Raw genomic sequence first — 13,605 nt, 5'->3', positions numbered from 1 at the left:
GGTGCCGCCATGCGATATGCTGAACTCCAATGCGCCTCGCATTTCTCCTTCCTGCGCGGGGCATCGAGCTGCGAGGAGCTGTTCACCCAGGCGGAAGCCTGTGGCCTCGACGCCCTCGCCATTACCGATCGTAACAGCCTGGCCGGAATCGTGCGCGCTCATGAGGCAGCAAAGGTCACCGGCGTCCGGTTGATCGTCGGTTGCCGGCTCGATCTTGCCGAAGGTCAGTCGCTGCTGGTCTATCCCATCGACCGATCCGGCTATGCCCATCTCTGCCGGTTGCTCAGCCGCGGCAAAAAGCGGGGCGGGAAGGGCAAGTGCATCATCGGCTGGGACGATGTCGCGGATTTTGCCGAAGGGCTGCTCGCCATATTGCTGCCCGGCGAGGTGGAGGAGGCGCAAGCCGTGATTTCGCGCTTCGCCAGGATCTTTGCCGGACGAGGCTATCTGGCGCTGACGCTGCGCCGGCGGCCGGGCGATCAACTGCGGCTGCACAATCTCTCCAACCTGGCCGCACGGCATGCGGTGCCGACGGTGATCACCGGCGATGTTCTCTATCATCATCCGCACCGCCGGGTGCTCCAGGAGGTGATGACCTGCACCCGTCATCGCTGCACGATCGATGAACTCGGCGCCCGCCGCGAACTGTATGCCGACCGCTATTTGATGCCGGCTGCGGAAATGCACCGTCTCTACGGTCGCTATCCCCAGGCGCTGGCGCGGACGCTCGAAATTGCCGACCGCTGCCGCTTCTCGCTCGACGAGCTCAAATATCAATATCCGGAAGAAGCCAGCATAACGGGCCTGACGCCGCAGGCGGCGCTGGAGCAGATGAGCTGGGAGGCGGCCAAGGTCCGCTATCCCGAGGGCGTGCCTGACAAGGTCGCGCGCCTGCTGCGCCACGAACTGGGGCTGATCGCAGAGCTTGGCTATGCGCCCTATTTTCTGACGGTGAACTCCATCGTCCGCTTCGCACGCAGCCGGGACATTCTCTGCCAGGGGCGGGGATCGGCCGCCAACAGTGCGGTCTGCTATGTCCTGGGCATCACCTCGATCGACCCCGAACGTTCCGACCTGCTGTTCGAGCGGTTCATCAGCCAGGAGCGGAAGGAGCCGCCCGATATCGACGTCGACTTCGAGCATGAGCGGCGCGAGATCGTCATGCAATGGGTGTTCGACACCTATGGCCGCGACCATAGCGCGCTTTGTTCGACCGTCATCCGCTACCGCGCCAAGGGCGCGATCAAGGATGTCGGCAAGGCGCTGGGCCTGTCGGAAGATCTGATCAAGGCGCTTTCCGGGCAGGTCTGGGGGTGGAGCGAGGAGGGCGTGCAGGAGCGCCATGCCGAGGAGCTCAATCTCAATCTCTCCGACCGGCGGTTGCGTCTGGCGCTCGATCTTGCGCGCGAACTGATCGGCACGCCGCGGCATTTGTCGCAGCATCCCGGCGGCTTTGTCCTGACCCATGACCGGCTTGATGAGCTGGTGCCGATCGAACCAGCGGCCATGGCGGACCGGCAGGTGATCGAATGGGACAAGGATGATATCGATGCGCTCAAATTTATGAAGGTCGATTGCCTGGCGCTGGGCATGCTGACGGCGATGAAGCGCGGGTTTGATTTTCTGGAACAACATAAGGGAATCCGCATGGACCTGGCTTCGATCCCGCCCGAGGATCCGCGCACCTATGCGATGATCCGCGCCGCCGACACGCTGGGCGCCTTCCAGATCGAGAGCCGGGCGCAGATGGCGATGCTCCCGCATATCAAGCCGCGCACTTTCTATGATCTGGTGATCGAGGTGGCGATCGTAAGGCCCGGCCCCATCCAGGGGGATATGGTCCATCCCTATCTGCGCCGCCGGGCGGGCAAGGAGAAGGTCGAATACCCCAAGCCCGAACTGGAAAAGGTGCTGGGCAAGACGCTGGGCGTGCCGCTGTTCCAGGAACAGGCGATGCGGGTCGCGATCGAATGCGCAGGGTTCACCGCATCCGAGGCCGACCAGCTGCGGCGCGCCATGGCGACGTTCAAGTTCACCGGCGGCGTCTCGAAATTCAAGGAAAAGCTGGTGAGCGGCATGGTCGAGCGCGGTTACACGGCGGAGTTTGCCGAGAAGACCTTCGGGCAGCTCGAGGGCTTTGGCAGTTATGGGTTCCCGGAAAGCCATGCGGCGTCGTTCGCGCTGATCGCCTATGCGTCCTGCTGGCTCAAATGCTGGCATCCTGAGATTTTCTGTGCGAGCCTGCTGAATGCCCAACCCATGGGCTTTTATGCACCGGCACAGATCGTGGCCGATGCCCGCGCGCACCGGGTGGAAGTGCGGCCGGTCTGCATCAATGCTTCCCGCTGGGATTGTACGCTGGAGCCGGCGGATGGGGATCGGTTCGCGGTGCGGCTCGGCATGCGGATGGTCACGGGGCTGAAAGAGGCTGACGCCGCTCGGATCATCGTGGCGCGGGCGGATGAACCGTTTGTCAGCGTAGAGGAGCTATGGCGTCGGGTCGGGGTAGGGATAGGCTCGCTGAACCGGCTGGCGGAAGCCGATGCGTTTCGCGGGTCGATGCGCCTGGCGCGGCGGGAGGCGCTTTGGGCGATCAAGGCGCTGCGCGACGAGCAATTGCCACTGTTTGCTGCCGCTGACGCGCGGGAGAACGGGCTCGTCCAGGAAATTGTCGAGCAGCCCGTCGCGCTGCGGCCGATGAGCGAGGGGAGGGAGGTGGTCGAGGATTATGGCCATGTCGGCCTCACCCTCCGGCAGCATCCGGTGTCGTTCCTGCGCGAGGAATTGCTGCGGCAGAAGATGGTGCCTTGCAGTGCGCTCGATCGCACCAAAGACGGGCGCTATATCTGGCTGGCCGGACTGGTGCTGGTCCGGCAGCGGCCGGGATCGGCCAAGGGCGTCATGTTCATCACCATCGAGGATGAGAGCGGGATCGCCAATCTCATCATCTGGCCGCGCATGTTCGAGCAGAACCGGCGGATCGTCATGGGGGCGCGGATGATGGGACTCTATGGGCAGGTGCAACGTGAGGGCGAGGTTGTCCATGTGATCGCGAAGAAGCTCATCGACTTGTCGCCGTTGCTGGGTTCGCTGGGTCAGAGATGGGAAGCTGGCCCTTCCTCACTCGGTCCAGACGACAGAGCGCTCAGCCACGTCGGTCCTGACACTGGGGCGGTTTTGGCTGGTCCGCCCAACCCACGGGACATCCTCGTGAGAGATCTGCACATCGATCAGGTCCGCGACCGGCCATTGATAAAGAGCAGAAATTTCCATTGAAGCTATCGCGGAAAGGCTTCAGGCACAGCAGATTTTTGGAAACTCGGGGACGTACCCGAATGTCGGCTTAGGAAACACCAAATCAAGAAAGCTGCCGTTCACAGCTCATAGAAAGTTGAGAGCCCGAACGTGCTCATTCAAGTCGCCTGAGCTTTCGGATGGCCGTATAAAGGGCTTCCTGCGAAGCAATGGTAGAAAGGTTGATCGCTGGCGGTCGCCGTGTTCGTCGGAGTGAGGATGGATGTGTGGAGAGTGACAGCCGTGTAACGTGATTGCCATGCTCGCCCGCGTCACCTTGCAGCACACGGTGAATTCTGTAAGAGGTTAAAGCGTTGAATATCGGGGGATAGACATTGGGGTTACCGCGCGTCAGGTTGCTGCAGATTGGCGATCTGCATCTGCCGTCGGCTGCTCGCACTGAAAGGTCGGTGGACCAAAAGGACCGTACTTTCTCAGTTGAGCTGCGCAACGTCATTTCTCGTCAACCCATCAAGACTGTCTTCAAGCGCATCTATCGAATGTGCGAGGCAGAGGAGATTGATGGAATTCTGCTCATGGGAGACATGACCGACTTTGGTAAGTTGGACGGCTATAGGGCGGGCGCGGCTTACGTTGCAAACGCATTGCAACTGGGCAAGGGGCGTCGCAACGCGTTGACCTTCTGCGGTATCGTGCCGGGAAATCACGACATTGATCGCAACTTGGCGAAAAAGCCGAGCATGACGGCAAAATTCGGCCCGCTCAATGCCGCATTGAGCGCCGTCGGATTGGAGCAGATCCCGGTCGAGCAATCGCTCATCCGCCATGTGGGGCCATCCGATGCGACGTGCGCGGTCGTATTAATGAACAGCTGCTGGGGATGTGGAGCGGTTGAATACATCCCTGCGGAGTTTCGTGATAGTGTGGGGCCTGCAATCGAGGCTGCGATCGCGGCGGGTGATCCAAAGGTCCTGAGCGCATACTACGACCGCCAGTTTGACACACCGGCGTTCTCCGACAACAGCATAGCGCATCTCGTAGAGACTGCTGGTAAGATGCCCCGGGAGGAACAGTTGGTCGTGGTCGCTCATCACAACCTGCTCCCTCAGCGCATGACCCGCCTTGCCCCCTATACCGAACTTGTCAACTCTGGAGCGGTTCGCGCCTCGTTAATGGAAGCCGGAAGGCCAATATTGTACCTGCATGGCCATATCCACACCGACCCGGTCGAAGTGCTCTCCGTTCCGGGCGGTGACGCACTTGTCTGTATCTCCGCGCCCGCCGCTGAGGACGGGTTCAATATAATAGAAGTGGTTTTCACCCGCTCCGGGAATCCCTTGGTGGGCCACATTCTTCCTTGGACGTTCGATCGTTCTGGTGTTCTTCGGCAAGGTGAGCGGCTCACCGTTCCGCTTATCGGGAAGCGCCGTCGATCCCTCGATGGGGGGCTGGCCAAGGTCTATTCCTATCTTCTGGGCGCCCGCCAATGCTATTGGTCCGATCTGGTTCAAGAATGCGGCAAGCATTTCCAGACAGACACGGACGAGAAACTGCAGGAATGCGTCGAGCTCTTGATGGCGGATCATTCAATCGTCGTCGAAAATTACGATGCGAAACGCGAAAGCTGGATTCTGGAAGCGAAGATATGACGCCTGGCGCGATAAACCCCTTTCGCCCCACACGTTGGGAACACCATACCGATGGTCGCCCTCTGATATGGTTTACCGAAGAGGCAGAAGAGCTCTCTGCGGATAAGTCCACGTATATCCACGGGACCAGGGGGACAGGAAAAACCACGCTTCTGAAGGGAATTTGTTGGGAGGATTTGTGCCACAACGAATCGCTGAAGCTTCAGCGCAACCTTGGCGACTTCAAAAATATCGGGATCTACGTCCGCTTTCCCGATCATATTTCCGCGTCGATGTCCTTCACCGATTGGACTGCAATCTTTCCGAACGTCCAAAATCCCGAGTTTGAATTCTACTCATTCTTCTCTGTAGCCGTGGAGGCAATTTGCATCGAAAGGCTGTCGGAGGCCTGCCACAATTTGCGCGAAATGCGGCAGATTTCGATTGCCGCCGCGCAGGAGTTGCAGCTCGTTGCTGATTTTGCGACCGAATTTCCAGCTGTCAGCAATTTCAGCCCGCGTCCTCCCGCAACCTTTCTCGATCTCGCCCGCTGCCTGAGGCTGATGACGAGTGCGATGAATCGCGCATGTGGCCGCGGCACCGTTGGCGAACTCGTCGATGACTTACCCGTTCGCGAGCCGTACCAGATGCTGGCTTACTTCACTGAGAGAGTTAGCGCTTCAATCCGTTTGAACACGAGCGTGGGCCAGCAGACTGTTGGTTTCAAGTTTTGCTTGGACGATTGCGAAGTGCTGAGCCCACTCCAACGCAAGAGTATCAATAGTCTTGTCCGGTTGAGCCGGGCGCCCTGCTCCTGGGTAGTCAGCTCTGTTGGTGGTGGTCGCGACGACAGCGAAACGTTCATTGAGTCGCAGCCACTTACTGATGCCGATCGCCGTGTCATTTCTTTGGATGGGCGAGACGAGAACGAGTTTCGGCAGCTTTGCCAGTCGGTCGTCAGCCTGCGTCTGATTTTCTCGCTGCCTCCTGAAGCGCGGCCCTACCTCAGTCAGACTGAGGTATCATCCTTTTTCGACCTTCAACAAAGGCTGGGCCGGTGGGATGTGAATGATATGATGAGCGCGCTTGTGCGGCGCTCATCCCGCCCCTCCACGCTTTTGCTGCAAAAAGGTGCAGAAACGCTTCTCTCTCTCATGCGGGAGAGAGGAAAAAAGATTCCGTATAGATATGAATCCGATGACAATCGGCTTCCATACTACGAAGCCTATGTACTCATGCTATGGCGCGGTCGGGAGGAATCCTTCAAGACGACACTTGAAAACACTGACCTGGAAAAGTTGACGACTTTCGTCGACTCTTTTGGGCAGCCCGCGTTTGAAGCCTGGCTTCGAAGGAAGCAGCGTGGCGCATTCCTTCACTTTTCAGCCTCCCTTGGCATTCGGCGCTTGCCATTGGCGGGCGCCAACATCGTGGTGTCGCTTGCAGACGGTTCGATACGTGATTTCCTAGAAATCATGGGTGAAATCTACGAGGCGTATATCAATTCCCATAAATGGGAGATCAAGGATCCGACGAACCTTCGCCGGTTCACGGCTAGTCGGACTCCGATTGCAAACACCATCCAGACGAATGGCATTTACTCAGCGAGCGAGTCTTATTTCGAGGGTGTGAGCCGGCGGTCCGAGATCGATACTGATGTCATATCCAGACTGCTTGCAGGTCTCGGGGAGTACACTTCGCTTCTCCAGACAAACCCCGCAGACTCTAGGGTACTGAGTACGACAGAGCGCGGTGTCTTCTTTGTCGACTACATGTCTCTGATGGCGAGCGGTGGGCTGCCTGAAAGCGCCAGGTTCGTGAACTCTGCCATCCGGCAGGCAGAGTTGGCGGGATATCTGCGTCCAATCGAAATCAGGCGACACCAAGCGCAACATATCGATGGTCAGTTTCGCTCGGTGGCGTTCAGACTGCACCGGCGGTTCTCGCCGAAGTTCCGGTTCTCCTACCGCGGCGCTTATGAGGCGGTAGCCCTGGAGCCGAATGATCTGACGCAACTTTGTCTGGGTGGGACGACGATTACGGCTAGGGACTGGGCAGAGAGCCTTGCTGTGAAAATACCCGCGTCGAATGCTCAACTTGATCTACTCAGAATGCTGGATAGTGACCATGGTTGAAGAGTTGGCAATCGGTGACTTTGTGTTTCGCCAGCGCAATTTGAAGGCTGGTGAAACCCTTGCTCGCAAATACGACCTTGTCATTGCAGGCCTAAGCTGGGAAACGCGTGGACCGTCCGCGCTTGCGCGGGTGAGTGGGCTATCTACAAAGCTTACCTTACTGAAATTTCGGTCGCGGTCCGAAGAGACTGAGACGGCGAAGCTTGCCCAGTTAGAGCAATTCCGTTCGATGCTTTCCGAGGTCACGATCAAAGATCTGGACCCGTCCACCGAAGCCGAAAAGAACTTCGCAGCGATTAAGGCCTGGCTTCAGGATACCTACGCGGCGTCGAACCGACCGCTTTCAATCCTCGTCGATATCACGTGTGTCCCAAAAACATACGTTCTCTATCTTATCGGACTTGCATTCTCCGATGAGCTGGTTGCTCGAATTGATTGCCTTTACACGCCGGGCAAATACGATCTTGCTGCTGATGCGCCGAGTGCACCGCTGGCTTTGGCTGGTCCACGTGCGATATTATCCGAGGGCGAATGGCATTCGCGCCAGATTCCCTATTTGGAAGCAAGCGAGTATATTGCAAACGATGCAGACTTGCTGGTTTCTCTGGGGGGTGAGCTCGGATTATCGCTTCCGTTTATTGAACGCTTTGAGCCCCGCAGATTGGGACTCATATGCATTGAGGAAACCTCTCCGTCGCGCGGTTTGCCAATGCTTGAGAGTGAAAAGATGGCTTTTGAAGAATTGCTTCGGGAGCCCAACGCGATGCAGGAGGATATCAAGCTTTGCGACGCCGTCGGTGTCGCGAGGCATGCACTTGATTTCATGAACACTTCGGCGGCACGGGGGGCCACGATGATGGCGATCGGGTCAAAACCTCATGCGATCGGCCTGGCGCTTGCAGCGCTATCGGACCCGCGGGTCGAGGTCGTATGCCGTACCCCGGCTTCTTATCGAGCCATCGATGTTCACGCATCCGGCGATCCGATAATATATGAGATCGAGGATCGGTTTGACCCCAGAAGCTATCTGGTGGGTAGTTGACGACCCCTGCTGGGGGCCCGGATGGGCCGCCAATATCGACCGCATCACATTGTCTGTGTAGAAACAACGGGATAGCGGCCTAGGGATCAAGATTTGACCCTCGAGCGTCTCAGATGGCTCGGCCCTGGCAGGCAGGGTCAGGGACGGGCTGTCATTCGCGAGCACGCCCGTGAACAGCGGGTTTCGGTTTCAACCTGACGTTCGCAGCCGGAAGGTTGATCGAAGAATGGCCGAGGCTGGGCCGTTAGCCGCTTGATCGGCGCGCAAAAGTTCACCTCGCAGTTCGGCATTAATCCCGCTACCATTCCGATCCCAACACGAGATAAGCCTATGACGACCCTCAAACTTAAAGCCGCGCAGGACCATCTCGAGAAGGAAGCAGCGACGCGCGACCCGATCAAGGGAATCGCGGAGTTCGTCTGGAATGCGCTTGACGCGGATGCGACCACGGTGCGCGTCGATCTTATCAAGAACGCGCTAGGCGGGATCACCGGCATTCGTATTAGCGACAATGGGCACGGGATCACCCGTGAGCGCGCGAGCCACGACTTTGAGAACCTCGGTGCATCCCACAAGCGTCGTGCCGTGAAAACCCAAAAGCTCGGTCGCGCGGTCCATGGGAAAGAAGGGCGCGGACGGCTTAAATTCTATTCGCTCGCGCGCCGCGCACATTGGTTCAGCGTGGCGGAGGTGAATGGCGAGCTCGCCGCCCTGACCCTGACCATACAATCCAACGGCCTGGAGGATGCGGATCTTCAGGATGCCGACGTGAGCGGCACGGCGACGGGCACGATTGTCGAACTGTCATCTTTGAAGGAAGCGTTCGACATCCTCGATAGCAGCGATTCCTTCCGGCAGTTCAGCACAATTTTCTCGCCTTACATCCTGCAATATCCGGACGTGCAGGTGTTCTACAATGCAATGGCAGTGGATCCGCGCGTCACGATCCATAAGACCTTCGACATCCCGCAGCAGCCTCTGATTTGTCCGACCCGCACGATTGATGATCTCCGCCTCAAAGTGATTGAGTGGAACGCCCAGACAGAGGGTCGTCAGATCTTCTTCGGTGGCGACAATGGCATCGTGCTCGGGTCCCAGGCAGCCTATGTGACCGCACCAAACTTTGCCTACTCCGCCTACGCTTACAGCAGCTTCTTTCGCGAATTGTCTGACGCCAATCTACTCGAGGTGGAGGGCCTCAACGATCCCGATTTCCTCTACATCATCGAGCATATCCGGTCCGACTTGAAAGATTATTTCCGCAAGCGTCAGGCCGATCTTTCAAGGGGGCTGATCCAAGAACTGAAAGAAGAAGGTGCCTACCCTTACGAAGGCGAACCCGGCGATGAAGTTGAGAAGCGCGAGCGCCAAGTTTTCGACATCGCAACCTACGCTGTTTCATCCAATTCGCGCGAGTTCGCGCGTGCGGATACGTCAGTGAAACGGATGACACTGACCTTTCTGAAAGAGGCGGTGAAGCATAATCCGGACGCCCTTTCGACGATTCTGCGCGCAGTGGTGAACCTACCGAAAGGGCAGCAGACCGAATTTTCCGAGCTTCTCCAGCGCACCGAGCTCGGCAACATCATCTCTTCCTCGAGCCTAATCGCGGATCGTGTAGCTACCTTGTCGACGCTGCGGACCATGGTGTTTGAGCCGAAATACCGGCACACGGTGAAGGAGCGTGGTCAGCTCGATGCTCTGGTGCGCGACAACACCTGGCTCTTCGGAGAGCAATTCCACTTTACCCTTCCAGAAGCGGGTTTGGCGCGCGTTATGCAGCGAGTTTCCGAGGATCTCGGCACCAAACGTAAGAAGGCTGCTGTGCTGAAACCCGATGGCAAACGCGGCCGCGTCGATCAGTTTCTCGGTCGTGTCGTACCGGGCGCTGATCAGGGCAAACGCGAATATATGCTGGTAGAGCTCAAGCGTCCGGGGCTGACGATCGGGCGCAAGGAGCTCGATCAGGTCGAGGACTATCTGAACGCGTTACGCAAACAACCGGATTTCAGCCACACCGACACGACGTGGCATTTCTACCTGATCACCAGCGAATACGACGACGCCGTCGAGGCGCGTATTACCCAGTCCGATCGACAGCGCGGCATCGCGCAGTTGGGAGACAACTACACCGTCTGGGTGAAGACCTGGGGCGAGGTGCTGCGCGAGAGTGACGCTCGTCACCAATTCATCCAGGACAAGCTCAAGGTTGAAGTGTCCGACGCAGAAATCGACGCGCGCATCACCGAGCTCACTCAAGCCGTGATCAAGGCCTAACGATATGTCCTTCTAACCTGAGGTCGGAACAACGCTAATGATGATGGGTCGGCGACAGAAGCCCTTCTTTGAAATGGTACGGCTGCTCCGCGCTCAACTGGTCAGGTTGCAACCGGCTATTTCAGGGAAGCAGACTAAGCATCGCAAACTTGCGTTGATCGTCGCTTGCCTTTGCAAATTGGGGCAGCTTTCCTACTTTCGCTTGTCCCACGAGCGATTCCTCAGAGCGGTACGTCTTCAGGATAGCAATCTGATTGCGGACGGTCCGGACCCGGGAATGGGAATTTGGCCCTTGAATGACAAAGAAGGGTCGCGTGCCGCTGGGCGGCTTTCCTGCTCCGATCCGGTCCAGCGGCTTACCGGCGTTGACGGGCGCTTCGCGGACCGGGAACGGCGATGCCGGGTGGGAAGGAGACGGCAGCTTAAGGATTGCGGATTTTTGAACGCGGACATTTTTGCCCGAAGCATTACGAGCAAATCGCGCGCTGCGCGTTGAACTTCGGCCAAACAACGGTCGTGCCGCTGTTGACCATCGCGCAGTTGATTTCCGTGTTCTGCTGGTTCCAGCAAACCGCAGTCACTCGACCATAGCTGGTGCCGGTCTGCTCACAATGCAGAGTTTGGCCCGATACAAGCTGAGATAACTGCGCCGTAGCCGACGCGCCGGACGCCGAAGGGCATGGGTGGCCCGGTTTGCAGGTTTCGTCGCTCTCACGCGCTGCTACGGCATGAAGTCTGATCCTCGTGCCGTCTGAACAGCGCAACGTGTCGCCATCGGTGATGCTGCTCACATTGCACAGGAAGCGGCCATGTGTAGGTTCACCGACGCTCGGATATGCTGCCACCGAACTGACAGGCGCCTGTGATCTTGCCCCTGAAACGCCAATCGTGGGTTTGGTGGTAGGGACGTAGAATGGAGAAGCCGCCGGTGGTTCCGATTGAGTGATGTGAGCGGTTTTGCTGGGCTGGCGACTCGGCCAGAAAAAGACAGCGCAAAAAGTGCCGACCATGAGGACAGCGGCAACGGCGTAAACTGCCCATGCGGGAAACTGACGCTCTTTTGGCTGCTGCCAGCCATTCGTTCTGGCCCGTTTATCATATGGACGCCGCTGTTGGCCCACCATGCGGGGTTGCCATCTCCTGCGACGGCCCCAACGGCGTGTGTGGTTCCAGAAGTAGAGCGGAACCAAACCCATCAACGCGGGCACGATGACATAGCCTGCGGCTATGCCGGTATTCTGCTGAACCCATATGCCAGCAGCTAACGCGCCGACGATGGCCAATTCAATGAGGAAGCCTCGCGTCGATCTAATGCCCATAGATCAAATTCTCATTGAAAGCGTTATAGCCCGAAGAAACGACGCCAGCCTTTCTTTTGCTTCGTAGGCATATCCTTGGCGAGCCAACTCCGCAAGCAACGTAGATTTCCCGTCCCCCGGAGCAGCCTGAAATAACGATGAACCTATCCATCTCGTCCGCTTCTAGTAAATCGATCCAGCCATTTGAAGGTCCGACTTTGGTCGATCCCGCCTTCCCGGTACTGCGTCGCGTTACATTGATGGGCGTGCCGAACGCCTCTATGAGTAAAGGTCAAGATTAGCGTTTTGGAGAGGCACGCATGTTGTTAAACCGCTTTCCACGATTGCAAGCGGACGATGACCGGATCGCCCTGATCGACGGCGACCGCCAGATCGCTTATGGCACGCTGAACGACGAAATTAACCGGCTCGCTCACGGATTGCTGGAAAGCAAAGAGGATTTGGAGGAGGAGCGGGTCGCCTTCTTTCTGCCGGCCAGTGCGGATTACGTGGTCGTCATGCACGGGATCTGGCGCGCGGGCGGGATCGCGGTCCCACTCAACGTCGGGGCGACTACAGCCGAACTCGACCATTACCTTGGCTGCGCGCGGGTGACCCGGCTGATCGCTCATGCCGAGCATAATTCCATGCTGGGCGACCTATGCGGCAATCTGGGTATCCAACTGTTGGAGCCGAGCGAACTGATGGCCAGCCCAACGGGCATACTTCCGCCGATAGCGGATGACCGTCGGGCGATGATGGTCTTTACCAGCGGCACCACCAATAAACCCAAGGGCGTGGTGACGACCCACGGCAATATTCGGGCGCAGATTACCGTCCTTCTGGACGCCTGGGGCTGGTCGGATAGCGACCGCATTCCCTTGTTCCTGCCGCTGCATCATGTTCACGGCATCATCAACGTCCTGAGCTGCGCTCTCTGGGTGGGCGCGACCGTGCATCTTTTTCCCCGCTTCGATGCGCCTTCCGTTACCGCGGATGTCGCTGCCGGGGATTATTCTGTCTTCATGGCGGTGCCGACCATCTATGTGAAGCTGCTCGACTATCTGGAAAGCCTGGATGAAGCAGAGGCGCAGGCGATTTGCGATGGCTTTGCCGCCATGCGCCTCAATGTGTCCGGCTCGGCGGCTTGCCCGGTGCCGTTGTTCGAACAATGGCGGGCGCGGACGGGCCAGGTGCTGCTCGAGCGCTACGGCATGACCGAGATCGGCATGGCCTTGTCCAATCCTTATCATGGAGAGAGACGAGCCGGGCATGTCGGCCAGCCCTTGCCCGGCATCCAGGTGTGCCTCTTTGGCGAAGACGATCAGCCCATTGTCGATGAGGAGACGCCGGGCGAAATTCGGGTCAAGGGTCCCAATGTATTTCTTGAATATTGGGATAATGAGCGGGCCACGCGGGAGAGCTTTCGCGACGGCTGGTTCTGTACCGGCGACATGGCCGTCCTGGAGCAGGGCTATTACCGGATCATGGGCCGGACCTCGATCGATATCATCAAGTCGGGCGGTTACAAATTGTCCGCGCTGGAGATCGAAGCGGTGCTCCTTTCCCATCCGGCCATCGCGGAAGCGGCGGTGATTGGCGTGGAGGATGAAACCTGGGGCGAAAAGGTGGTGGCCTTCATCGTGCCGCGGCAAGGCCGGCAGGTGGAACTGGACGAGATCATGGAATGGTCGTCGGGGCATTTGTCTTCTTACAAGATCCCTCGACTGATCCGCATCGTCGAAAGCCTGCCCCGTAACGCAATGGGAAAGGTGACCAAGCCAGATCTGAAGGCGCTGCTCATCGCCGGTGCTCAATCTATATGAAAGATCGCTTCACGTTGCAGCAGGGCGCTCAGGATCACCGCGCCGTGCTGCCATGGGACACCGAATGAGCGCAATTTGAGAAAAATCCTTCGCGCCCGACGACACCTCCAGGGTTAGCCCCCTCAATTTTCGTTAGACAGGTTG

Annotated in this window: 7 protein-coding genes; 6 read left to right on the top strand and 1 reads right to left on the bottom strand. The window is 58.3% G+C overall.

Annotation, left to right across the window (positions count from 1 at the left end; all coding sequences use genetic code 11):
• Positions 1-9 precede the first annotated feature (9 nt).
• From F7P65_RS15490 to F7P65_RS15470, 5 genes are all read left to right on the top strand, one after another.
• A complete protein-coding gene (locus F7P65_RS15490) occupies positions 10-3,276 on the top strand; it encodes an error-prone DNA polymerase (protein ID WP_025547079.1) in 3,267 nt (1,088 codons plus the stop codon).
• 353 nt (positions 3,277-3,629) lie between these two features.
• Complete coding sequence (locus F7P65_RS15485; protein WP_150293307.1) at positions 3,630-4,904, top strand: metallophosphoesterase; 1,275 nt, start codon at positions 3,630-3,632, stop codon at positions 4,902-4,904.
• On the top strand, positions 4,901-7,018 hold the full coding sequence (locus tag F7P65_RS15480; RefSeq protein ID WP_150293305.1) for an ORC-CDC6 family AAA ATPase: 2,118 nt from the start codon (positions 4,901-4,903) through the stop codon (positions 7,016-7,018). Before F7P65_RS15485 ends, F7P65_RS15480 begins: the two co-directional genes overlap by 4 nt.
• On the top strand, positions 7,011-8,060 hold the full coding sequence (locus F7P65_RS15475) for a hypothetical protein (protein WP_150293303.1): 1,050 nt from the start codon (positions 7,011-7,013) through the stop codon (positions 8,058-8,060). The genes F7P65_RS15480 and F7P65_RS15475 overlap by 8 nt, the downstream gene beginning before the upstream one ends.
• Before the next feature lie 330 nt (positions 8,061-8,390).
• Positions 8,391-10,337 carry an ATP-binding protein gene (locus F7P65_RS15470; protein ID WP_150293344.1) on the top strand — a complete coding sequence of 649 codons (1,947 nt, stop codon included), beginning with the start codon at positions 8,391-8,393 and terminating at the stop codon, positions 10,335-10,337.
• Positions 10,338-10,804: 467 nt separating this feature from the next.
• Here F7P65_RS15470 and F7P65_RS15465 read toward each other — a convergent pair whose 3' ends face one another.
• A complete protein-coding gene (locus F7P65_RS15465) occupies positions 10,805-11,656 on the bottom strand; it encodes a thermonuclease family protein (protein ID WP_150293301.1) in 852 nt (283 codons plus the stop codon).
• Positions 11,657-11,955: 299 nt separating this feature from the next.
• Between F7P65_RS15465 and F7P65_RS15460 the strand changes: the two genes are divergently transcribed.
• Complete coding sequence (locus F7P65_RS15460; RefSeq protein WP_150293299.1) at positions 11,956-13,461, top strand: acyl-CoA synthetase; 1,506 nt, start codon at positions 11,956-11,958, stop codon at positions 13,459-13,461.
• Positions 13,462-13,605 lie beyond the last annotated feature (144 nt).

It is taken from the genome of Sphingobium estronivorans (genome assembly GCF_008692605.1).
GTDB classification, from domain to species: domain Bacteria; phylum Pseudomonadota; class Alphaproteobacteria; order Sphingomonadales; family Sphingomonadaceae; genus Sphingobium; species Sphingobium estronivorans.
The sequence above is the reverse complement of the archived record's forward strand: the minus strand, read 5'-3'. Positions and strand labels throughout refer to the sequence as shown.